Raw genomic sequence first — 21731 nt, forward strand, 5'->3', positions numbered from 1 at the left:
GACCATGCGCCCCCGCACCGCCCCGCGTCCCGCGCCCAACCCGTCCGGAGCGACGCGATCCGTCACTCGGTCGTCTTCGCGCGTTTCCGTGACAGGGTGATGCGGGCAACTGTCAGGAGGCGATGGAATAGGGGGAAATGTGATCGTCTGGCTGAACGGTGCTTTCGGTGCGGGTAAGACCTCCGCGGCCCGCGAATTGGTGGACTTCATGCCCGGCAGTACGTTCTACGACCCGGAACTGGTCGGTAACGGTCTGCGGATGATGCTCCCGCGGAAACGTCTTGAGCAGGTGTCCGACTACCAGGATCTGCCCTCCTGGCGCCGGCTGGTGGTGGACACCGGAGCGGCGCTGATCGCGGAGGTCGGCGGCCCGCTCGTGGTCCCGATGACGGTCCTCAGACAGGAGTACCGGGATGAGATCTTCGGCGGTTTCGCGGCCCGTCGCATCCCCGTACGGCATGTTCTGCTGCACACCGATGAAACGATCCTTCGCGAGCGCATAGCCGAACGCGAGGAGATACCCGGGGACGCGGACGCGAGCGAGTCCGTACGCCAGTGGTGCCTGGCCCATCTCGCGCCCTACCGGGCGGCCCTGACCTGGCTGACCACCGATGCCCATGTCGTGGACACCACCGGGCTCACCCCGCGCCAGACCGCCCAGCACATCGCCGACGCGGTCCGCGAGGGCGCCGGGACCTGCGACATCGTGCAGACCCCGGAGCCGAGGGCGGAGACGCTGGCCGCCGGGGTCCTGCTCTTCGACGAGGAGGACCGGGTGCTGCTCGTCGACCCCACCTACAAGCCCGGCTGGGAGTTCCCCGGCGGTGTCGTCGAACCGGGCGAACCCCCGATGTGCGCCGGGGTGCGCGAGGTCACCGAGGAGCTGGGGGTACGGCTGGACGAACCGCTGCGGCTGCTGGTGGCCGACTGGGAACGCCCCCAGCCGCCCGGCTACGGGGGCCTGCGGCTGCTCTTCGACGGCGGCAAGCTCTCCAGCGCGGCCGCCCAGGAGGTGCTGCTGCCCCGCTCCGAACTGCGCGGCTGGCGCTTCGTCACCGAGAGCGAGGCCGCCGCGCTGCTGCCACCGGTGCGGCTGAGCCGGCTGCGCTGGGCGCTGCGCGCCCGTGAGCAGGGCCGCCCGCTGTATCTCGAAGCGGGCGTCCCCATGGGCTGACCACGCCGGCCCAGCCCATGGGGCCGCCCGCCGACCGGGTGCGGGGCGAGGGGGCCTCAGTCCTTGCCCGCCGCGTACATCCCCAGGAACAGCGCCTCGGTGAGCGAGAGCTTCTCCAACTCCTCCGGTGAGACGCTCTCGTTGACCGCGTGGATCTGCGCCTCCGGCTCGCTCAGCCCGATCAGCAGAATCTCCGCCTTCGGGTAGAGCGAGGCCAGTGTGTTGCACAGCGGGATCGAGCCGCCCTGCCCGGCGATCGCCATCTCCTGGCCGTCGTACGCCAGGCGCATCGCCTCCCGCATCGCCGCGTACGCCGGGCTCGTGGTGTCCGCGCGGAACGGCTGGCCCTCGCCGATCTGCTCCACCGAAAGCCGCGCGCCCCACGGCGCCGAGGACCGGAGGTGGTCGGCGAGCAGCCGGTTGGCCTCGGCCACGTCCACGCCCGGCGGCACCCGCAGGCTGATCAGCGCCCGCGCGCCCGCCTGGACGGACGGGGTGGCGCCGACCACCGGCGGGCAGTCGATGCCGAGCACGGTGACCGCCGGGCGCGCCCAGACGCGGTCCGCGACCGTACCGGAGCCGATCAGCCCGACCCCGTCGAGCACCTTGGCGTCCTTGCGGAACTCCTCGTCCGGATACTGCAGCCCGTCCCACACCGCGTCCGCGTCGAGGCCCTTGACCGTCGTCGAGCCGTCTTCGGCGCGCAGCGAGTCCAGGACGCGGATCAGCGCGGCGAGCGCGTCCGGGGCCGCCCCGCCGAACTGGCCGGAGTGCAGATTGCCCTCCAGGGTCTCCACCGAGACCCGCAGCAGCGTCATCCCGCGCAGCGTGGCCGTGACCGTCGGCAGCCCCACCCGGAAGTTGCCCGCGTCGCCGATCACGATCGTGTCGGCGGTCAGCAGCTCCGGATGGGCCTCGGCGTAGCGCTCCAGACCGCCCGTGCCCTGCTCCTCCGAACCCTCCACGATCACCTTGACGTTGACCGGGACCCCGCCGTTCGCCTTGAGCGCGCGCAGTGCGGTGAGATGCATGATCACACCGCCCTTGCAGTCCGCGGCGCCCCGCCCGTACCAGCGGCCGTCGCGTTCGGTCAGCTCGAAGGGCGGGGTGTGCCAGGCGTCCTCGTCCAGCGGGGGCTGCACGTCGTAGTGCGCGTAGAGCAGCACGGTCGGGGCACCGGCCGGACCGGGCAGGAAGCCGTAGACGGACGGGGTGCCGTCGGGGGTGTCCAGCAGTGCCACGTCCTCGAACCCCTCGGCGCGCAGCGCGTCGGCGACCCACCGGGCGGCGGCCTCGCATTCGCCGGGCGGGAACTGCGCCGGGTCCGCCACCGACTTGAAGGCCACCAGCTCGGCCAGCTCGGCCCTGGCGCGCGGCTGCAGGGCGGCGACGGTGGCGGCGAGAGGCGCCTTCTCCATGGGGGGACCCTCCTGGGGTGCGACGGGCCGGCGGCGGGATGCGCGGCGATGGGCACGTATGTACGGCTTGATGCCGCGTGGCCGATCATCCCACAGCGGGGTCATCCGCCGGGGAGCCGTAGGATGCCGGGTAGGCGCATCAGGTCGGTCGATTGGGAGCGGATCCACACGTGAGCAGCGACAACGCAGCCCCGGACAATGAGACGGTATGGGACGTCGTCGTGGTGGGCGCGGGCCCCGCGGGTGCCTCCGCGGCCCATGCCGCCGCCTGCGCCGGGCGCCGGGTGCTGTTGTTGGAGAAGGCCGAACTGCCGCGCTACAAGACCTGCGGCGGTGGCATCATCGGCCCCTCGCGCGACGCCCTTCCGCCGGGTTTCGAACTGCCGCTGCGGGAGCGGGTGCACGCGGTCACATTCTCGCTGAACGGCAAGCTGTCCCGCACCCGCCGCTCCAAGCACGCGCTCTTCGGTCTGATCAACCGGCCGGAGTTCGACGCGGCCCTGGTCGACGCCGCCAAGGACGCGGGCGCCGAGGTCCGTACGGGCGTCGCGGTCACCCGCGTCGAGCAGCACGGCCCGGCGGTGCCCGACCGGCGCACGGTCGCCGTGGTGCTCTCCGACGGTGAGACCGTGCTGGCGCGGGCCGTGGTCGGCGCGGACGGCAGCGCGAGCCGCATAGGCGCGCATGTCGGCGTGAAGCTGGACCAGGTGGACCTCGGCCTGGAGGCGGAGATCCCCGTTCCGGAGACCGTCGCGGAGGACTGGGCGGGCCGGGTGCTCATCGACTGGGGCCCGATGCCGGGGAGCTACGGCTGGGTCTTCCCCAAGGGCGACACCCTTACCGTCGGCGTCATCTCGGCGCGCGGCGAGGGCGCCGGTACCAAGCGCTACCTGGAGGACTTCATCGCCCGGCTCGGCCTCGCCGGATTCGAACCGAGCATCTCCTCCGGCCATCTGACCCGCTGCCGCGCCGACGACTCGCCACTGTCGCGCGGCCGGGTCCTGGTGTGCGGCGACGCGGCCGGGCTGCTGGAGCCGTGGACCCGCGAGGGCATCTCCTACGCGCTGCGCTCGGGCCGGCTCGCGGGGGAGTGGGCGGTGCGCGTCGCCGAGGCGCACGACGCGGTGGACGCCCGCCGTCAGGCCCTGAACTACGCCTTCGCGATCAAGGCGGGGCTCGGCGTGGAGATGGGCGTCGGCCGCCGAATGCACACGATCTTCGCCCGCCGCCCCGGGATGTTCCACGCGGCGCTCACCGGCTTCCGTCCGGCGTGGCGCGCCTTCACGAAGATCACCCGCGGTACGACCACGCTGGGCGACCTCGTCCGTACCCACCCGGCCGCCCGCCGCGCCCTGGGGGCGATGGACCGGGGCTGAGCGCTCCGCTGGACGTGTCGCGAAGCGTCGTCGGCCGACCGCGGCGCCGTCGTGGCTGGTCCCACGCGGCGGAGCCGCATATCGACACAGCCGCGGCGGAGCCGCAATCCGACACAGCCGCGGCTGAGCCGCACATCGACACAGCCCCGCGCCCTTTCGGGGCGCTGCCCGAATCGTGGCGGACTTCCTCCGACCTGCTCAGGGCCCGGCCTCGGCCCTGGCCCACGATCTGCCCGGCAGGCCCGCGATCTGCCCGGCAGGGCATGGGCGCCTACTCCGCCGGGAGTAGGCGCGGGCACCGCGCAGGGGGGACGCCGGGGGCGCCCCGCCGGTTTAGCGTTGCCCGTATGCACGGATTCACGGGGGAGCACGGCCCGGGGCAGCGGCCGGGCGGATGGTGGCGCGGGGCGCCCTTCGGCCCATCGCGTCCGGCCGTGCCCTGGCGCTCCTCGCTCGTCATCGCCGTCGTCCAACTGGTGGGTACGGGGTTCGCCGCGCATAAACAGCCCGACCGGATGGACCTCGGGCCCGCGGCCGCCGTGCTGCTGCTCGCCGGGCCCGCGCTGCTGCTCATGCGCCATCGCCGGCCCGGGACCGTCGTGGTCGGCACGGCGGCGGTGACGATGGTCTACCTCGCCGCCGGATATCCGTACGGGCCCGTCTTCTTCAGCGTCGTCGTCGCCTGCGTGACCGCCGTCGCCGCCGGGCGGCGGGTCGCCGCGTGGAGCGCGCTCGGACTGCTGTGGGGGAGCCATCTGCTCATCGGCCACTGGCTCTACCGCTGGCTGCCGCCGGACGGTGACGGGCCCGTCGACTGGGGCCAGGAGCTGGTGATCACAGCCTGGGCGATGGCGATCGTGGCCGCGTCCGAACTCGTCCGCGTACGGCGTGAGCAGTGGGCCCGGGAACGGGCCGAACGGGAGGCGGCGGCGCGGCGCCGGGCCGACGAGGAACGGCTGCGGATCGCCCGCGAACTGCATGACGTCCTCGCCCACAGCATCTCGGTCATCAACGTCCAGGCGGGCGTCGGGCTCGCCCTCCTCGACCAGGACCCCGAGCAGGCCCGCACCGCGCTGACCACCATCAAGGCGGCCAGCAAGGAGGCGCTGGGCGAGGTCCGCCAGGTCCTCGACACCCTGCGGACCTCCGGCTCCGGCGCGCCCGGCGCCGCGCCGCGCTCACCCGCGCCCGGCCTGGACCGGCTGGAGGAGCTGACCGGGCAGGCGGCGGACGCGGGGCTCGCGGTGCGGGTGGAGGCGGAGGGCGTACGGACGGCCCTGCCGCCCGGCGCCGATCTCGCGGCGTTCCGTATCGTGCAGCAGGCCCTGACCAACATCGTCCGCCACTCCGGCTCCCGGAACGCCCGGGTGCTGCTGCACTATGCCCCCGGCGAGCTGGAGCTGCGGGTGGACGACGACGGCCCCGCGACCGGGGACGGGGCGACGGGCGGCGGCAACGGCCTGGTCGGCATGCACGAGCGGGCCGCCGCGCTCGGCGGCACAGTGGAGGCGGGCCCGCGCCCGGACGGCGGCTTCCGCGTCCGGGCCAGGCTCCCGTTCAAGGGTGGGAGGGAGACCCCATGAGGGATGGAGACCCCATGAGGGATGAGGACGGGCCCGAGACCGTGATCCGTGTCGCGCTCGCCGACGACCAGCTCCTCGTCCGCGCCGGATTCCACGCCCTGCTGGCCGCGCAGCCGGATATCGAGGTGGTCGGCGAGGCGGCCGACGGGGAGCAGGCGCTGGCGCTCGTACGGGAGCGGCGCCCCGATGTCGTCCTCATGGACATCCGCATGCCGGTGCTCGACGGCCTCGCCGCCACCCGCGGGATCACCGGGGACCCGGCCCTCGGCGAGGTGAAGGTGGTCATGCTGACCACCTTCGAACTCGATGAGTACGTCTTCGAGGCGATCCGCTCCGGCGCCTCCGGCTTCTTGGTCAAGGACACCGAACCGGATGAGCTGCTGCGGGCCGTGCGCGCGGTGGTCGGCGGCGACGCGCTGCTGTCGCCCGGGGTGACCCGCCGTCTCATCGCCGAGTTCGCGGCCCGCTCCAGGGAACCCGCGCCCGCGGCGGTGCTGGCGGAGCTGACCGAACGGGAGCGGGAGGTGATGGCCCTGGTCGGCTTGGGGCTGTCGAACCAGGAGATCGCCCGGCGGCTCGTGGTCAGTCCACTCACCGCAAAGACCCATGTGAGCCGGACGATGGTCAAACTGGGCGCCCGGGACCGCGCCCAACTCGTCGTGCTCGCCTATGAGTCGGGCCTGGTCCGGCCGGGGTGGCTCGGCTGAGCGAGGCACCGCGGTCCGGGCTTTGTCCTCCGGGTCCCGCGCCCAGCGTGGCCCTCCGTCCAGCACGGCCCTCCCCCAAGGGCAGTTCCTCCGCTCAGAACGGTCCCTCCGCTCAGAACAGTCCCTCCGGGGCCTCCGTCTCCCGCTCCCGCCGCGCCACCGGCGCCGTCGTCGGGGCGTCCGCCGCGGCCGCCGCCAGTGGCCAGCCCGCCAGCTGCCGGGTGTCCAGCAGCAGGGCCCGGCCGTCCGTCGAGCTCAGATGGATGTCCGGGCCCGCCACGGCGTCGATACGACCGGCCACGGTGGTCTCGGGGACGAGCCGGATCAGCCCCGGTGCGGGGCGCACCCGGTCCAGATGGAACGCCGCGTCATGGTGCACCGGCTCGAACGGGGCCAGGGCCAGCGACTCCGGCAGACCGCCCAGGCCGCGCGCCCGCTGGTGGAGCGCGGCGAGGTCGGCGGCCCGCCGCTCAGGTGGCGGCGGGGCCTCGCGGGCGGTGCGCTTGGCGGCGTACGGGAAGCGGTCCGGGACGCCGAGCGCGGCGCCCAGCACCGCCTCGGCGCGGCGCGCGGCCATCAGCGGGCCACGGCCCAGCAGACAGTACGAGAGCGCGGCCTGCTCCAGCAGCCGTGCCCCCTCCCGCTCGGCCGCGGTGATCCCGACCTTGACCAACTCCGGGCCGAACCAGGCGAGATAGACGTCGTAAGGGCGCGGATCGTCCGTACGGGTGTCGGCGGCCACGGAGTACGAGCGGTCCAGCCGGGCGCAGTCCGGGCACTGCGCCGATACGGCGGAGGCCGGGACCTCGGCCCCGGCCGGGCACGGGGTGTGCCGGGCGCCCCTGCGGACGCCGACGCAGGCACGCCGGGGCCCGGTGGTGAACGAGAGCGGGCGGTCCGGCGTCAGCGGGGAGAGCCGTTCCCCCTGGGCCGGATGGCGCCAGACCAGCGCGGGCCCGCCGCGGCCCCAGCGCGCCCCGGCGCACTGCCACCGTGCGGGCCGCGGGTCCTGGCTCCGGCCCTGGGGCATCAGCGCCGCTGCCGGGAGAACAGCCACAGTGCCCGCACCAGGCGGACGGCGAATCCGATGGTGGCCACCGCGAAGGCGGCGCCGTGCCAGGCCCGCTCCTGGGCCCGGCCCAGGTCGCCGAAGAGAGCGGGGCTCGCGACCGCCACGTAGAGCACGGCCGCCAGCAGACCGGCCGTGACCAGGGCGAAGACTATCTCGATGGTGAGCGCGTCGCGTTCGCCCTGGGTACGGGGTCCGGTCATCTCGTCTCAGCCCTTCGCCTGGTGTCCGGTGGCCGCCGCCGGGTCGGTCGTCCCCGGCCCCGGCCCGCGCTGCCCGTCATGGCGCTTCCGGCGCACATACAGTTGCTTCCGCACGCGTGCCACGACCGTACCGTCCGCGGCGACCACCTCGTTCTCGAACCACGGCAGCGCCTTGCCGCCGTCCGCCGTGGCCTCGCGGATCTCCGCGAGCCGCTCCTCGGTGAGCTTGAAGTCGGCGAACACGTCGCCGCGGCCGGGCGAGACGAAGTCGATCTCGCCGGCCCTGTCCCAGACGATGTAGTCCGGGCCGAGCCGTTGCATCACCAGCAGCATCCAGAACGGGTCGCTCATCGAGAACAGCGAACCGCCGAAATGGGTCCCCACGTAGTTGGAGTTGAAGCGGCGCAGCCGCAGCCTGACGCGGGCGCTGCTCCAGTCCTCCGCGAGGTGGACGACCCGCACTCCGGCGAAGAGATAGGGCGGCCACCAATTCATCGCGCGGCGCAGTCCGCGCGGCGACATCGATCGACGTGACATGGCAGGAAACTAACACGGGTTATTACTCGCCGGTAACCCAAGCGGCCGGCCTACCCGAGCGGTTGGCACGGCCAAGTGGCGCGCGTACCCGCGCGGTGGGCGCGACCCGAGCCGTGTGGGCGCGCCCCGAGCCGTGTGGTCGCGCCCCGAGCCGTGTGGGCGCGCCCGAGCGGCCGGGAGATCAGATCCCCGAGTGCTCCCGCCACAGCTCGGCCAGCTTCTCGTCCCCCTCCGTGGTCAGCGCGGTGATCGGCAGCCGGTTCCAGAGCGCGAGATAGAGGTCGCGGGCCGGGCCGCTGAGCTCGCAGTCGGCCGCCCCCTCGCCGTGGCGCTCGGTGCGCGGAGCGTCCTGGGACAGCCGTATCGTCCAGACCGCGCCCTGGTCCGTGGCCCTCACCCGGAGCGTGCGCGGGGTGTCCGTGCGCACCCGGGACCGGTCCAGGCTGTGGAAACCGGCCAGCAGCTCATCCACCCCGTCGGCCGCGAACTCCGGGGTGAACGGGGAGAAGTCCCCGCCGCGCGCCGACTCCGCGTCGATCCGGTGGATGGCCGTCTCATGGGCCTGGCGCCGGGCCCAGAACGTCAGCGGGGCATCGGAGGGGAGGAAGGTGAAGCACTTCACCTCCGGGTCGGTGTGGGTGAGGACGTCGACCAGCCGGCCATGGACCTCGCGGTACCACGACACCAGCTCGGCGTCGGTCGCCGGTGCCGCCTCGACCGCCGGCCGGACGGGCTCGGTCAGGCCCTCGGCGACGATCCGGGCGGCCCAGCCGTGCACCTGGCCGATGTGGGACAGCAGATCACGGACGCGCCAGTCGGGGCAGGTGGGCACGAGGGCGTCCACTCCGGCTTCGGCCGCGGCGTCGGCCAGCAACCGGCCCTCGCGGTCGACGATTTCGAGCAACTCGGGAGTCTCCATGGCGGAATCATGCCAGCCGCCTCTGACAACGCCCGGCCGGACCGGGGGAATGTCAGCCTCCGGCCGTGCGCGCGGCGTTCCGCGTGCCGTACGCGACGACGGCCGCCACGGCCGCCAGTGCCGCGACCGTGGTGAGCGCGACCGGCAGCGAGTACCAGTCGGCGAGGAAGCCGATCGTCGGCGGGCCCAGCAGCATGCCGCCGTAGCCGAGCGTGGAGGCCGCGGCGACCCCGTCCGGCCCCGTCAGCGCGCCCGCCCGCGCGACGGCGACGGGGAAGAGGTTGGCCAGCCCCAGCCCGGTGACCGCGAAGCCGAGCAGCGCGAGCCAGATCGTGGGCGCGAGCGAGCCCAGCACCATTCCGGCCGCGGCCGTGGCACCGCCCGCGACCAACGTTCTGGTCTGGCCGAGCCGCTCGAGCAGCGCGGTGCCGCTCAGCCGCCCGATGGCCATCGCCAGGGCGAAGACGGCGTAGCCCGCGGCGGCGAGCCCGGCGGACGCGTCGAGGTCCTGGTGCAGATGGAGCGCGGCCCAGTCGGCCATGGCGCCCTCGCCGTACGCCGTGCAGAGCGCGATCAGGCCGAACACGGCGACAAGCCACCGGGCGCGGCCGGGCCGCCGTGCGCCGGGGGACGAATCGAGGTCGGCGGACCGCTCCGACTCGGCCGCGGGCCCCGTGCCGCCCCGCGGCGTGGGCACCGGCAGCGAGATAAGCGTCCGTCCCGCGACAGCCGCGAGCAGCAGCCCGAAGACCGCGAGCAGCGACAGATGACGGGTGGGGGAGAGGGAGCCGGCGAGGAGTCCGCCCAGCCCCGCCCCGGCCATCCCGCCCAGGCTGAACGCGGCGTGGAAGGCGGGCATGACCGGGCGGCGCAGGGCGGCGATGAGGTCGACGGCCGCGCTGTTCACGGCCACGTTGAGTGCCCCGAACCCGGTGCCGAAGACCAGCAGCACCAGCCCGAGGGCGAGCGCGGAGTGGGTCAGCGGCGGCAGCGCGACCGAGCCCGCGAGCAGTACACCGGCGGCCACCGTCGTCGGATGGCTGCCGAAGCGGCGGCACAGGCGTCCGGTGGCCATCATCGTGGCCGTACCGCCCGCCGACACGCCGAGCAGCGCCAGCCCCAGCGCGCCCTCCGAGGCGCTCGTCTGGTCCTTGATCGCGGGGATCCGGGCGACCCACCCGGCGAACACGAATCCATCGAGGAAGAAGAACGCGGTGATGGCGGCCCGGAGTCGGGTGAGGTCGCGATCCGTGGAGACGGAGCGGCGCGCGCCCGGAGTGGCCGTCCGTGTTTTGTTTGGAGTCGGCACAAAGTGAGAATAGAGGCGTGACCCAGACACGGACAAGGCTCGAGCGCGGCCGAAGCGCTCTTGGCCCGGCACTGGCACTCGTCCACACCGGCCGCGCCCCCACCCGCGCCGTGCTCACCTCCGAACTCGGGGTGACCCGCGCGACCGCGGGCGCCGTCGCCGCCGAGTTGGAGGCGCTCGGCCTGATCCAGGTCGACTCACGGCCGCTCGGGGCCGCCGGGGCACAGGGCCGTCCCTCCCACCGGCTGTCGATCGCCCCTCACGGGCCGGTCACGCTCGCCGCCCAGGTGCACGCCGACGGCTTCCGGGCGGCGCTGGTCGGGCTCGGCGGGCAGACCGTGGCCACCGCGCCCGGCTGTATGACCGTGCCCGCCGACCCGGCGCATGTGATCGACGCGGTCGTCGAGGCCGGTGTCCGGCTGCTGCGGGAGACCGGCCGCCGCTGTGTGGGCGCGGGGCTCGCCGTCCCGTCCGCGGTCGCCGAACCGGAGGGCACCGCCCTGAACCCGCTGCACATCGCCTGGCCCGCGGGCGCTCCGGTGCGCGAGCTGTTCAACCGCAGCTTGGCCGCGGCCGGGATCCGTGGCGGCGACGGCGAGCCGGTCAGCGGCTTCGCGGGCAATGACGTCAACCTGGCCGCGCTCGCCGAACACCGCCATGGCGCGGGCGGCGGCGCCCAGCATCTGCTCTGTGTCGCCACCGGGCACCGGGGCGTCGGCGGCGCGCTGGTGCTCGACGGACGGCTGCACACGGGCAGCGCGGGGCTCGCCCTCGAGGTGGGCCATCTGACCGTCAACCCCGAGGGCCCGCCCTGCCACTGCGGCAGCCGCGGCTGTCTGGACATCGAGGCCGATCCGCTCGCCTTCCTCACGGCGGCCGGGCGCGAGCCGGGCCCGGAGGTGTCCCTGCTGCAGCAGGCCCGCGATCTGCTGCGTGAGGAGTACGCCACGGCGCCGTCCGTAAGGGCGGCCACCGAGCAGCTCATCGACCGCCTCGGCCTCGGGCTCGCCGGTCTGGTCAACATCCTCAACCCGGACCGCATCATCCTCGGCGGGCTGCACCGCGAGCTCCTGGAGGCAGACCCGGAGCGGCTGCGCGCGGTGGTGGCGGAGCGCAGCCTGTGGGGCCGGAGCGGGGGCGTGCCGATTCTGCCGTGCACACTGGACCACAACAGCCTGGTCGGGGCGGCGGAGTTGGCGTGGCAGCCGATGCTGGACGACCCCTTGGCGGCCCTGGGCGTGGGCTGAGCCGCTCTGCGGTCACCAGTGCCGCCCCCGGGGCAGCGCGTCCAGGTCCGGGGTCGACAGATGGAGCACCTGGTAGCGGTCGCCGGGTTCCGAGGGCGGTGCCGACTCCGCCCAGAGCGTGAAGTGGATCAACTCCCAGCCGCGTGGGTCGATGCCGAGGGCCGTCGTGTGGACGCCGTCCTTACGGGCGCGCTCGGCCAGCCGCGCCAGCGCGCCCTCGACGGCGGAGGCGGGATCGGCGGCGGCCGGGACCGGCTCGGCGTAGCGGGTGGCGGCGCGCGGCACGGTGCCCGCGGCGGGGCCCCGCTCGAAGCCGAGCCCCTGCCAGTGTTCGACCGGGGGCCTGCCGAAGTCCCGGACGATGCCCTGGAATCCGGGGCCCCACAGAAAGCGGTTCATGGCCTCGGGCGCGGTCCACAGATAGAACGGCGCGTACTGATGGACCGGCGAGCCGTCCACACCGCGCTCCCGGATGCCGTACGCCTTGAGGCCCAGCCCTGAGAGGTCGTCGAGCAGTGGCCCCTTCGTCTCCACCCGGTGCCGGATGATCTTCATGTCGTAGTCGGCGGGCAGGGTGATCCGGTACTGCATGGCGAGCATCGGTAACTCCTGTCGGTAGGGCGTGTGTTCGCGCGCCTGTTCGTTCTCGGCTCGTTCTCGGCGCCTTCGATCGTACACACTAGTAGGTACAGAGCGAGGCCGAGCCGGTGCACGTACTCCCCGGGAGGTACCGGAACTGTCGTCGGCCGTACGACGACCAGGGCACCGTAAGGGAGTGATCCTCGTAAGTGGCCACGAGATGAGGGCCATGAGAAACCCACTCCCGAGGAGCGCGATCACCATGAACACCCTGGCGCACGGCTTCGCCGACGGCGATGGCCCCGGACCGTGGATTCTGCTCGTCCCGCTGATGTGGGCGCTGGTCGTCGGCGGCGCGGTCTTCGTGCTGCGGCGCGCCGGATGGCGTGGCCGCGCGCCCTGGCGGCACGGCCCCGGCCCCGTGGACTTCGGCGAGCGATCGCCGATCGCGGTGCTGGGTCGTCGCTTCGCGGCCGGTGAGATCGACGAGGACGAGTACTGGCGCCGACTGTCGGTCCTGGATGAGCAGTTCGGCCGCCATGCGGCGAAGGGCGGGGCCCTCTGACGGCGGAGGCCGGGGCGGTAGGGGCCGCCGGATGTATCCGGGCTGTCCCGCCTCGCTGGAGGCGGGACGCTCGCATGCTCAGCGGGAGGCTGCCGACCGGGCGGCCGCGGGGGCCCGCTCACGCACCGCGGGCGCCGGAGCGGCGGCAGCGGGGGCCGGTGCCGCGGCGACGGGTTCGGGGGCGACGGGTGCGGGCGTCGGTGCCGGTGCGATGGGTGCCGGGGCGGCGGGCGCCGGTGCCGGGGCGGTGGCGGGCTCGGCCGTGGGCGCGGGGCCGGTGAGGGGCACGGTGGGTGCCGGCGCCGGACGGGAGGCGTCCGTGCGAAGGGGCGGGGCGGTGCGGCCCGTTCCGTGCGAGGCGAAGGGCGGCTTGGCGGTGGCGGTGGGCCGCGGCACGGCCAGCGTGAACCAGACGACCTTCCCGCCGCCGTCGTCCCGCGCGTGCATCCCCCAGCTCTGGCTGACGGCCGCGACCAACGCGAGCCCCCTGCCATGGGTGGCGAAGGGATCGCACGCCTGAACGCGAGGCAGTCGCGGATCCTGGTCGCGGACCGAAACGGTCAGCCGGTCCAGCATGAGAGCGATCTCCACCGTGCACTGCTTGTCCGGCTCGGCGTGCCGATGGACATTGGTGAGCAGTTCGGTGACGCCGAGCGCCGCCGGGTCGATGAGCGGATCCAGATGCCAGTAGCGCAACTGCGCCGACACGATTCTGCGGACCTGTCCGATCCGCGACGGCAGGGCCTGCAGCTCCACCGTGCAATGCCTGCTAGGACGACTGATCACGGCTGCGACTCCCTGAAGACGTGGGGCTAGCCTGATTCAGATGCGGGCGACGAACACGTTCAGCAGTGGTGGCTGCTGGGCGCGACCGGTGGGACGGTTCTCAGCGTCACCGCTTGTTGACCCTCAGTGATACTGATACTCGTCCAGGGTCGGTCCCACCGCGCGCACGCGCAACTCGGCCGCCTCACCTCTTCGAGGCGTGCCCCCGGGCGGACCGGACGGCGTCGAGGAAGCGGCTGGCGGCGCCCGAGCCGGACTTGGCCGAGGTGGACTTGGCGTCCTGCGAGCCGAGGGTGAGGCGGTACCGGGTGCCGTTCACGGTGGCCATGGCCTGGTCCCCGTCCACGAACCAGGGCTTGCTCGCGCGCACCGACTGCACGGGCGCGCTGTCGATCTCGCTGCCGTAACTGGTCAGCAACTGCAGCCTGCCGTCCTTGATCATGACCTGTCCGGCGCGGGTGACCGAGCGCAGGAATCGCTCGATCCGCACTCCCCTGGCGTTGAACTCCGTATCGGCCATCACAACCGCCTCCCCGATGGCTCCGACTGGCACTGTGCCGCCGCCTCTCATTTTCCCTGTTGCGCAGTGTGCCCGTCACCGGCCCCGGACACCAGGGCGCACTGGGGGACAATGAGGATCGAAACGGCATGAGTATGCCACCTGGGCTGGGCATGAGGCACAAGCAGGAGGAGTGGGCGTTGGACGGCACGGCGCGCGGGAGTATCGAGACGATTGACGTGGATCGCAGCGACCACGGCTACCGCGAGTGGCTGAAGGAAGCCGTCCGTAAGGTGCAGGCCGACGCCCAGCGGTCCGCGGACACCCATCTGCTGAGCTTTCCGCTGCCCGAGCGCTGGGGGATCGACCTCTACCTCAAGGACGAGTCCACCCACCCCACGGGAAGCCTCAAGCACCGACTGGCACGCTCGCTGTTCCTCTATGGGCTGTGCAACGGCTGGATCCGGCCGGGCAAGCCCGTGATCGAGGCGTCCAGCGGCTCGACCGCCGTATCCGAGGCGTACTTCGCCAAGCTGATCGGGGTGCCCTTCATCGCGGTGATGCCCCGCACGACCAGCCGGGAGAAGTGCCGCCTGATCGAATTCCATGGCGGCCAGTGCCATTTCGTGGACGACCCACGGACGATGTACGAGGAGTCCGCCGCCCTCGCGGCGGAATCCGGGGGTCACTACATGGACCAGTTCACCTACGCCGAGCGGGCCACCGACTGGCGCGGCAACAACAACATCGCCGAGTCGATCTATCAGCAGCTGCGTCTGGAGCGCTATCCCGAACCGGCATGGGTCGTGGCCACGGCGGGCACCGGCGGCACCTCGGCGACGATCGCCCGCTATGTCCGCTACATGCAGTACGACACCCGGGTGTGCGTCGCCGACCCGGAGAACTCCTGCTTCTTCGACGGCTGGGTCCACCACGACGCCCACGCCTCCAGCGACCAGGGCTCACGCATCGAGGGCATCGGCCGCCCCCGGATGGAGCCCAGCTTCGTACCGGGCGCGATCGACCGGATGATGAAGGTCCCGGACGCGGCGAGCGTCGCGGCCGCACGCGCCCTGGAGCGGGCCATCGGCCGTAAGGCGGGCGGCTCCACCGGGACCGGGCTGTGGAGCGCGCTGCGGATCGTCGCGGAGATGGTCGCCGAGAGGCGGACCGGCAGCGTGGTGACGCTGCTGTGCGATCCGGGGGAGCGGTATCTGGACAAGTACTACTCGGACGCGTGGCTCGAGGAGCAGGGGCTGGACATCGAGCCGTATGTGAAGACGCTCGACATCTTCCTCGCCACCGGCGACTGGACGGACTGACCTGCGCCCTTACAGCCGCCGCCACGCGCGTAGGGCCGCCGCCACGCCCTTACGGTTGCTGTCACGCTCGTACGGCCGTCGTCAGGCCGCCGCCACCATCCGGTCCAGGTTCCGCACCGCCTGGTGGAACGCGCGCCGCAGACCCGGCCGCATCGCCCGTACGGCACCGCGCAGCACCGCCGTGCCGTCCACCGCGAAGACATAGCGCACCACGGTCCCGCCGTCCGAGGGCCGCAGCGTCCACTCCTCCAGCAGCGCCCGCACCCCCGGCGCATTGGTCTCGTCGACGCGGTAGGCGTAGCGCTCATGCGGATCCGCCGCCATGACCGTCTCGCGGAAGCGGCCGCCGCCCACGAGGCGGATCTCCCTGCCCTTGCCGCCGTCCGTGGAGCGGGCGTCCTTCACCTGCCGGAACCACCGCGGCCAGCCCTCGACATCGGTGAACGCCTCGAACACCGCCTCTGGAGCGGCCGAGACCTTCGCGACGAAGACGAGCCGCACCGGGGCGGTCTCGGCGTATTCCAGCCCGACGGAACGCAACCGGTGTGTCATGGACACACGATAACTGTCGGGGTGTCAGATGTCTGCGGTGCGGACCGGCTCGCCCGCCACCACCAGCTCCGGCAGATACTCGGAGATCTCCGCCCGCGCCTCCTCCGGCAGCCCCGGGTCCGTGACCAGCGCGTTCACCTGGTCCAGCGAGGCGAAGGAACTCAGCCCCACCGTGCCCCACTTGGTGTGGTCCGCGACCACCACCACCCGCCGCGCGGCCCTGACGAAGTGGCGGTTGGTCTCCGCCTCGGCGAGATTCGGCGTCGACAGACCCGCCTCCACCGATATCCCGTGCACGCCGAGGAAGAGCACATCGAAGTGGAGCGAGCGCACCGCCGCGTCCGCGACCGGCCCCACCAGCGTGTCCGACGGCGTCCGCACCCCGCCGGTGAGCACGACGATGGCCGCGCCGGGACGTGGGCCCACCCCGCCGAGCGCCGCCGACCGCTGGGCGTTGTAGAACACATCGGCCACCCGGACCGAGTTCGTGACCACTGTCAGATCGGGCACCTCCAGCAGCTGCTGGGCCAGCGCGAAGGCCGTGGTGCCCCCGGCCAGGGCGATCGCGGTGCCCGGCGTGGCCATCGCGGCCGCCGCCTTGGCGATGTCCTCCTTGGCGCTCAGCTCAAGGCCCGACTTGGCCTCGAACCCGGGCTCGTACGTGCTCGCCTCGGCCACCGGCACGGCCCCGCCGTGCACCTTCTCCACCACGCCCAGCCTGGCCAGCGCGTCGAGATCGCGACGAACCGTCATGTCCGAGACATTGAGCTTGCGTGTCAGCTCGTTGACCCGCACCCCGCCGCGCCGCCTGACCTCATCGAGAATCAGGGCACGCCGCTGCTCCGCGAGCAGGTTCTGGTTGTCGCTCACCCTGCCACGTCTCCCTCCGGTCGGCCCTCGTCGCCCGAGCGTTCATCTTCGCATGAGGCGAGGACAGCCGGGCGCCGGTGCACCCAGGGTTACGATTTCGCCACGCCCGCCGTGTCAGGGTCGGGGAAGGTGACCGATGGGCACAATCCTGGAGCCAGAACGACCGCACCACACCGGATCGGGGGACACGGTGCCATCCACCATGCGTACGGACACACCGGCCGACGCGTCGGAACAGGCGATGACGGCCCGCAAGGGCGGGGCACCACCACCCGATCTGGAACTCCTCGTCCACGGAGTGGGCGGCACCACCCCCGAGGAGATGCTGGGCGATCCGCGCACCAGCCTGGTCACCGGCGACGAGACCGCGGCGGTCTACCGCAGGGCGGACGACATCGACGCCGAGCAGCGCCCGCCGGAGGACCGCGAGGGCCCGGACCGCGACGGCCCGATCCGTGAGGCGTACGTCTGGTGCAACCTCACCTCGGGGAACAGCTCCCGCGCCCTGTGGCTGCTTTTACTGCCGTTCATGGTCGCCAACCTCGCCCACTGGATGCGGCCCCCGGCCGACCGGCGGGAGCGGACCGTGCGCACCTACGGCCTGCTCGTCCGGCTCGTGGCGCTCACCCTGACCGTGCTGCTGATCGCCGGAGCCTGCGAGGTGGCCCTGGACCTGGTCGCCTGGCAGTGCGCCGGTTCGGCCGACTGCGCCGGGGGCAAGTCCTGGCTCGGCTTCCTGTCCCCGGAGAACCACGGCTGGTGGAGCCAGCCCGGCCGCAGGCTCGCGCTCGCCGCGGTGCTGCCCGGCGCGCTCACCGGGCTGCTGTGGTACCTGTCCAACCGCACCTGGAGCGCGTACGAGGCCTCCCCGCCGCTGGAGCGCCCCGTCGACGAGTCCGCCCCCGAGGCGGGCAACCGCCCCGCGCTGTGCCTGCCCGGCTTCTGGTACGGCCGCAGGATCGTCGCCCGGCTGCGCGCGGCGCACACCGCCGCGGGTTTCCTCACCATCGCGGCCGGCCTGACCCTGCCCACCACCACCTACGACCGCGAACCGGGCGGCAGCGGGCTTCAGGACACCGCGGGCTGGGCACTGCTGACGCTGCTCTGCGCGGGCGCGGTCACGGTGGTGGCCGTGGTGTGCTACCGCGGCCGCAGCGAGTCCAAAGTCGACGGGGAGCTGGACCGCCTCACCATCACCGCGCTGCCCGGCGCGGCCCTCGCGGTGCTGGCGCTCTCCGTCCTGTACGCCGGCTGGTCCCGCCCCGGCTGGGTCTCCACCGACCAGTTGCCGGGCAACCAGGCGTTCTGCGCCATCGCCATCGGGGAGGGCGCGCTGATCGTGACCATGGCGGTGTGCGCCCTGGTCCTGCACCGGGCCGCGCCCGGCCGCACCCCGCTGTACGGGCTCGCCGGGCCCGCCGTCGCCGTGCTCGCCTGCGGGCTCGGCGCGGTGCTCGCCGGTGGCGTCGCCCAGCGCTTCGCCGACTGGCTGGACGGCGGTGGCACCCCGGGGGAGGGGCCGGGGATAGCGCCGCCGGTGCTGCTGACCTGGCTGGCCACGGCCATCCCCGCGCTGCTGCTGGTCCTGGTCGTCCTGCTGGTGATCTTCACCGTAAGGGTGTGGCGGGTGCGCAACCGGCTGCTGCCGACCATCATGGACGGCTATCCGGGGGAGCGGCCCGACGCCGTACGCACCCGGCGGATAGCGGGCACCATCGCCCGCGCGGGCCTCACCGACTCCGCCCCCTGGATCGTCGGCCCGGTCGCGCTGCTGACCCTGCTGTTCGGAGCCCTGGCCGTCACCGCGGCCTGGGTCACCGACGAGGTGCCGGGGCGGGCCGCCGACGGCGCGCCCGGGGCCGTGGACGCCGCCGCCCAGACCGCGCAGGCACTGGGCTCCTGGCTGATGGGGCTGGCCTTCCTGATGCTGGTCACCTTCGCCCGCCGCGCCTACCGCAGCCCCTCCGCCCGCCGCACCATCGGCATCCTGTGGGACGTGGGCACCTTCTGGCCGCGCGCCGCCCACCCCTTCGCGCCGCCGTGCTACGCCGAGCGGGCGGTGCCCGATCTCACCTGGCGGATGGAGACCTGGACCCGCCGGCACGGCGGTCGGCTGGTCATCTCCGGCCACTCCCAGGGCAGTGTGCTGGCCGCCGCCGCGGTCTGGCAGGTGGACCACCGCACCCGCGGCCAGGTCGCGCTGCTCACCTACGGCTCACCACTGGAGCGGCTCTACGGGCGCTGGTTCCCCGCCTACTTCGGGCCCACCCAGCTGCTCTCGCTCCACGGCGAGGTGCGCTGCTGGCGCAATCTGTGGCGCTACACCGACCCGATCGGCGGCCCCATCAAACTGCCCGACGGCAGCGGGCCCGAGGTCGACTGCGACGCGCTCAAGGACCCGCTGGCCTACGGCCGTACGACCGAACATCCGCTGCCCGCGTCGATCCTGGGGCACGGCGACTACCAGGCCGACCCCGTCTTCGACCGGGAGCGAGCCGGGCTGCTGGCCCGGCTCCCGGAGCAGACGCCGCCACCGGCGGAGGAGGAGGCAGCCGGTCAGATGAGCTCCGGCAGGTCCTCCGGGTAGAGGAGTGTGAGGTCGTCCGTGGTCGGGTCGCTCAGCTGGGCGACCCGGCCCGCGTGCCGCTCCACCATCGCCTCGAAGGTCTGCCGTGCGGTGCGGCCGTTGCCGAACGCCGGGCCCTTGGGGAGCGCCGTGAAGTACTTCAGCAGCCCCTCCGACGCCCCGTCGCCGATCCGGTACTCATGCTCCTCGGCCTGCTGCTCCACGATCCGCAGCAGCTCCTCCGGGCTGTAGTCGCCGAAGGTGATGGTGCGGGAGAAACGGGAGGCCACACCGGGGTTGACGGACAGGAAGCGCTCCATCTCCGCCGTGTACCCCGCGACAATGACCACGACCGAGTCCCGGTGGTCCTCCATCAGCTTGACCAGGGTGTCTATGGCCTCGCGGCCGAAGTCCCGGCCGGAGTCCTCCGGGGAGAGGGCGTACGCCTCGTCGATGAACAGCACTCCGCCGCGCGCCCGGTCGAACGCCTCCTGGGTGCGGATGGCCGTGGAGCCGATGTGCTCGCCGACCAGGTCCACCCGGGAGACCTCCACCAGATGGCCGCGCTCCAGCACCCCGAGGGAGGCCAGGATCTCCCCGTAGAGCCGGGCGACCGTCGTCTTACCGGTGCCGGGGGAGCCGGTGAAGACCAGATGGCGGCGGACGGAGGCGGCCTTGAGTCCGGCCTCCTGACGCCGCCGGCCCACCTCGATCATGTCGGTGAGGGCCCGCACCTCGCGCTTGACGCTCTCCAGCCCGACCAGCGCGTCCAGTTCGCCCAGCACCGCCGTGGACGGGCGGACGGCGGCCGGGGGCTCGGCGGCGGGCGCGGAGGTCTGGGCGGCGCGCTGTGCCGGGACGCCGCCCAGCAGCCCGCCCGTCGAGGCGGTCTCCACTGCGGGCGCGGTGACCTGGGGCTGGGTGGGGGAGCCCAGCGCCGTGGTGGCGCTCTCGTCGCTGGTGCAGTCCTCGACGATCGGCCCCGCCTCGGAGAACTCGTAGCCCCCGCGCGCACACCGCTCCGTACGGCACCGGGTCAGGGTGGTGCGGCAGCCGTCGATGATGTGGAAGCCATAGCCCCCGCTGCCGGTCACCCGGCAGCCGGTGAACGTGCCGCGGCCCTCGGCGGAGACATAGAAACCGGCCTCCGTCGGCCCGGAGACCGTGGTGCGCTCGACCGTCGGATCGGCGCCCTTGGTGACGATCACTCCGGTGGCCGCGCCGTCTATGGTGCAGTTGGCGAGCGTGCCGCCGCTGCCGTGGTCGCGGAACCACGCCCCGGTGGCCGCCTCCCGGATGCGGCAGTCGTCCAGCTGGACGATGGCCCCGTCGCTGACCGAGACCGCGGTGGAGCGCACCTGGGACAGATCGCTGTCGACCACATCGACCCGCGACCCACGGTCCAGGACGAACAGCGCGTCCGGCACCTCGCGCACCCGGCACGAGTCGAGCACGGCGGTCGCCCCGTCGCTCACCCACACCGCGGGATAGTCGCCGGTGCTCTCGTGCAGCTCGCACTGGTTGGCGTCCACCCGGGTGCCCGGGTCCCACACCGACAGGCCGTTGCGCCCGAACCGGCGCACCGTGGAGCGGGTCAGGGTCAGCACCGAACGCGACCGCAGGTCGATCGCGTTCTCCGGGATGTCATGGATCTCGCAGTCGGCGAGCGTGAGCACCGCGTCCGTGTCCAGGTTGACCCCGTCGGTCGTCGTCCGGTGCACCCGGCAGTCGGTCAGATGCCCGGTCGCGCGCCCGGAGACCTGTACCCCGGCGCCCCGGATCTCGTACACCTCACAGCCCACGGCCTCCAGCGACGAGCCCTCGCCGGTCAGCGAGAAGCCCGCCCCGGACGCGTGGTGCACCCGGCAGCGGTCCAGGCGCGGGCGGGCGCCGCCGCGCACCGCCACCCCGGACTGCCCGGCGGCCACCACCTCGCACTCCTCGAACACCCCGCCCGCGCCGTCCAGCACGCTGAGCCCGACGCCCGCGGGGTTGTCCACGGTGCAGCGCCGCACGGTTGGGCGGGCGCCACCGCGCACCTCGATACCGACTGCCGATCGCGTGGCCACCCGTACGTCCGTCAGCTCCGGGGTGGCGTCCTCGATCAGCAGCGCGGGGGCGGCCGAGTCCTGGCCCTCGACATGCAGATCCTGGACCACGGCGGAGGCACGTATCGTCAGCGCGACTCCGTCCACCGGCGCGATCCGCACCGAACCGCGTGCCGAGCCCTCGGGCCCGCGCAGGGTGACGGCCCGGCCCACCACCAGATTCTCGCGGTAGGTGCCGGGCGAGATGGAGAGCACGTCACCGTCCCCGGCGGCCTCCAGGGCCGCCGTGAGGGAGGCGTACTCTCCGGTGCGGCGCCGCCACCGCGACGTTCCGCTGTGCGTCACCTGGACGACCGAGCCCTGTGCCATGGTGCTGCTGTGCCCCCACCTCGTGCGTTGCCG

The 21731-nt window shown here is 73.2% G+C and carries 19 protein-coding genes and 1 pseudogene; 8 read left to right on the top strand and 12 right to left on the bottom strand.

Annotated features, from left to right (window positions below; genetic code table 11):
- The first annotated feature begins 139 nt into the window (after positions 1-139).
- Positions 140-1174 (top strand): NUDIX domain-containing protein, encoded by a 1035-nt coding sequence (locus ACFXB5_RS16500; protein WP_385207951.1) that lies wholly within the window; start codon positions 140-142, stop codon positions 1172-1174.
- 56 nt (positions 1175-1230) lie between these two features.
- Here ACFXB5_RS16500 and ACFXB5_RS16505 read toward each other — a convergent pair whose 3' ends face one another.
- Entirely contained in the window at positions 1231-2592 is a 1362-nt protein-coding gene (locus ACFXB5_RS16505) for a dipeptidase (RefSeq protein ID WP_385207954.1), read from the bottom strand.
- A 170-nt stretch (positions 2593-2762) separates the two neighbouring features.
- On the opposite strand from ACFXB5_RS16505, the gene ACFXB5_RS16510 reads away from it, so the two are divergent.
- From ACFXB5_RS16510 to ACFXB5_RS16520, 3 genes are all read left to right on the top strand, one after another.
- On the top strand, positions 2763-3968 hold the full coding sequence (locus ACFXB5_RS16510) for a geranylgeranyl reductase family protein (protein ID WP_385207957.1): 1206 nt from the start codon (positions 2763-2765) through the stop codon (positions 3966-3968).
- Positions 3969-4315: 347 nt separating this feature from the next.
- The gene (locus tag ACFXB5_RS16515) at positions 4316-5551 is read left to right on the top strand and encodes a sensor histidine kinase (protein WP_385207960.1); all 1236 of its coding nucleotides are present in this window, start codon (positions 4316-4318) and stop codon (positions 5549-5551) included.
- Positions 5552-5592: 41 nt separating this feature from the next.
- Entirely contained in the window at positions 5593-6258 is a 666-nt protein-coding gene (locus ACFXB5_RS16520; protein ID WP_385208049.1) for a response regulator, read from the top strand.
- A 112-nt stretch (positions 6259-6370) separates the two neighbouring features.
- On the opposite strand, the gene ACFXB5_RS16525 is transcribed toward ACFXB5_RS16520, so the two are convergent.
- The 5 genes from ACFXB5_RS16525 to ACFXB5_RS16545 form a co-directional block, all read right to left on the bottom strand.
- Complete coding sequence (locus tag ACFXB5_RS16525) at positions 6371-7288, bottom strand: DUF2797 domain-containing protein (protein WP_385208051.1); 918 nt, start codon at positions 7286-7288, stop codon at positions 6371-6373.
- On the bottom strand, positions 7288-7530 hold the full coding sequence (locus ACFXB5_RS16530; protein WP_385207963.1) for a DUF6332 family protein: 243 nt from the start codon (positions 7528-7530) through the stop codon (positions 7288-7290). Before ACFXB5_RS16530 ends, ACFXB5_RS16525 begins: the two co-directional genes overlap by 1 nt.
- 6 nt (positions 7531-7536) lie before the next feature.
- The gene (locus ACFXB5_RS16535; RefSeq protein WP_385207965.1) at positions 7537-8067 is read right to left on the bottom strand and encodes a DUF4442 domain-containing protein; all 531 of its coding nucleotides are present in this window, start codon (positions 8065-8067) and stop codon (positions 7537-7539) included.
- A 181-nt stretch (positions 8068-8248) separates the two neighbouring features.
- A complete protein-coding gene (locus tag ACFXB5_RS16540; RefSeq protein ID WP_385207968.1) occupies positions 8249-8986 on the bottom strand; it encodes a maleylpyruvate isomerase family mycothiol-dependent enzyme in 738 nt (245 codons plus the stop codon).
- Positions 8987-9038: 52 nt separating this feature from the next.
- Positions 9039-10295, bottom strand: a complete 1257-nt coding sequence (locus ACFXB5_RS16545; RefSeq protein ID WP_385207971.1) for an MFS transporter — start codon at positions 10293-10295, stop codon at positions 9039-9041.
- A gap of 17 nt (positions 10296-10312) precedes the next feature.
- Here ACFXB5_RS16545 and ACFXB5_RS16550 point away from each other — a divergent pair, with 17 nt between their 5' ends.
- Positions 10313-11542 carry an ROK family protein gene (locus tag ACFXB5_RS16550; RefSeq protein WP_385207974.1) on the top strand — a complete coding sequence of 410 codons (1230 nt, stop codon included), beginning with the start codon at positions 10313-10315 and terminating at the stop codon, positions 11540-11542.
- Between the two features lie 12 nt (positions 11543-11554).
- Here ACFXB5_RS16550 and ACFXB5_RS16555 read toward each other — a convergent pair whose 3' ends face one another.
- Entirely contained in the window at positions 11555-12142 is a 588-nt protein-coding gene (locus ACFXB5_RS16555; protein ID WP_385207976.1) for a DUF4865 family protein, read from the bottom strand.
- Between the two features lie 241 nt (positions 12143-12383).
- Here ACFXB5_RS16555 and ACFXB5_RS16560 point away from each other — a divergent pair, with 241 nt between their 5' ends.
- The gene (locus ACFXB5_RS16560) at positions 12384-12686 is read left to right on the top strand and encodes an SHOCT domain-containing protein (RefSeq protein WP_385207978.1); all 303 of its coding nucleotides are present in this window, start codon (positions 12384-12386) and stop codon (positions 12684-12686) included.
- Between the two features lie 330 nt (positions 12687-13016).
- On the opposite strand, the pseudogene ACFXB5_RS16565 reads toward ACFXB5_RS16560, so the two are convergent.
- Both ACFXB5_RS16565 and ACFXB5_RS16570 read right to left on the bottom strand, forming a co-directional pair.
- A pseudogene (locus ACFXB5_RS16565) lies at positions 13017-13472 on the bottom strand (ATP-binding protein); the annotation flags it as partial.
- Between the two features lie 184 nt (positions 13473-13656).
- Positions 13657-13992: a hypothetical protein gene (locus ACFXB5_RS16570; RefSeq protein ID WP_020873483.1), complete on the bottom strand. Its 336-nt coding sequence runs from the start codon at positions 13990-13992 to the stop codon at positions 13657-13659.
- Positions 13993-14144: 152 nt separating this feature from the next.
- Between ACFXB5_RS16570 and ACFXB5_RS16575 the strand changes: the two genes are divergently transcribed.
- On the top strand, positions 14145-15293 hold the full coding sequence (locus tag ACFXB5_RS16575) for a PLP-dependent cysteine synthase family protein (RefSeq protein ID WP_385208054.1): 1149 nt from the start codon (positions 14145-14147) through the stop codon (positions 15291-15293).
- Positions 15294-15374: 81 nt separating this feature from the next.
- Here the strand turns inward: ACFXB5_RS16575 and ACFXB5_RS16580 are convergent, their stop codons facing one another.
- Positions 15375-15845, bottom strand: a complete 471-nt coding sequence (locus ACFXB5_RS16580) for an SRPBCC family protein (RefSeq protein ID WP_385207981.1) — start codon at positions 15843-15845, stop codon at positions 15375-15377.
- 24 nt (positions 15846-15869) lie between these two features.
- A complete protein-coding gene (locus ACFXB5_RS16585) occupies positions 15870-16715 on the bottom strand; it encodes a DeoR/GlpR family DNA-binding transcription regulator (RefSeq protein WP_385207983.1) in 846 nt (281 codons plus the stop codon).
- Positions 16716-16917: 202 nt separating this feature from the next.
- Between ACFXB5_RS16585 and ACFXB5_RS16590 the strand changes: the two genes are divergently transcribed.
- The gene (locus ACFXB5_RS16590; RefSeq protein WP_385207985.1) at positions 16918-19302 is read left to right on the top strand and encodes a hypothetical protein; all 2385 of its coding nucleotides are present in this window, start codon (positions 16918-16920) and stop codon (positions 19300-19302) included.
- Here ACFXB5_RS16590 and ACFXB5_RS16595 read toward each other — a convergent pair.
- Positions 19272-21698, bottom strand: a complete 2427-nt coding sequence (locus ACFXB5_RS16595) for a right-handed parallel beta-helix repeat-containing protein (protein WP_385207987.1) — start codon at positions 21696-21698, stop codon at positions 19272-19274. The two genes, ACFXB5_RS16590 and ACFXB5_RS16595, sit on opposite strands and share 31 nt — an antisense overlap.
- Between the last annotated feature and the right edge of the window lie 33 nt (positions 21699-21731).

This window comes from Streptomyces sp. NPDC059455, assembly GCF_042750115.1.
GTDB classification, from domain to species: Bacteria; Actinomycetota; Actinomycetes; order Streptomycetales; family Streptomycetaceae; genus Streptomyces; species Streptomyces endocoffeicus.

Excerpts from the sequence above, each read along its gene's own strand:
- ACFXB5_RS16505 (WP_385207954.1), bottom strand. The coding sequence starts at position 2,592 with ATGGAGAAGGCGCCTCTCGCCGCCACCGTCGCCGCCCTGCAGCCGCGC.
- ACFXB5_RS16515 (WP_385207960.1), top strand. The coding sequence starts at position 4,316 with ATGCACGGATTCACGGGGGAGCACGGCCCGGGGCAGCGGCCGGGCGGA.
- ACFXB5_RS16525 (WP_385208051.1), bottom strand. The coding sequence starts at position 7,288 with ATGCCCCAGGGCCGGAGCCAGGACCCGCGGCCCGCACGGTGGCAGTGC.
- ACFXB5_RS16530 (WP_385207963.1), bottom strand. The coding sequence starts at position 7,530 with ATGACCGGACCCCGTACCCAGGGCGAACGCGACGCGCTCACCATCGAG.
- ACFXB5_RS16535 (WP_385207965.1), bottom strand. The coding sequence starts at position 8,067 with ATGTCACGTCGATCGATGTCGCCGCGCGGACTGCGCCGCGCGATGAAT.
- ACFXB5_RS16540 (WP_385207968.1), bottom strand. The coding sequence starts at position 8,986 with ATGGAGACTCCCGAGTTGCTCGAAATCGTCGACCGCGAGGGCCGGTTG.
- ACFXB5_RS16555 (WP_385207976.1), bottom strand. The coding sequence starts at position 12,142 with ATGCTCGCCATGCAGTACCGGATCACCCTGCCCGCCGACTACGACATG.
- ACFXB5_RS16560 (WP_385207978.1), top strand. The coding sequence starts at position 12,384 with ATGAACACCCTGGCGCACGGCTTCGCCGACGGCGATGGCCCCGGACCG.
- ACFXB5_RS16570 (WP_020873483.1), bottom strand. The coding sequence starts at position 13,992 with ATGGCCGATACGGAGTTCAACGCCAGGGGAGTGCGGATCGAGCGATTC.
- ACFXB5_RS16575 (WP_385208054.1), top strand. The coding sequence starts at position 14,145 with ATGAGGCACAAGCAGGAGGAGTGGGCGTTGGACGGCACGGCGCGCGGG.
- ACFXB5_RS16580 (WP_385207981.1), bottom strand. The coding sequence starts at position 15,845 with ATGACACACCGGTTGCGTTCCGTCGGGCTGGAATACGCCGAGACCGCC.
- ACFXB5_RS16590 (WP_385207985.1), top strand. The coding sequence starts at position 16,918 with ATGCGTACGGACACACCGGCCGACGCGTCGGAACAGGCGATGACGGCC.
- ACFXB5_RS16595 (WP_385207987.1), bottom strand. The coding sequence starts at position 21,698 with ATGGCACAGGGCTCGGTCGTCCAGGTGACGCACAGCGGAACGTCGCGG.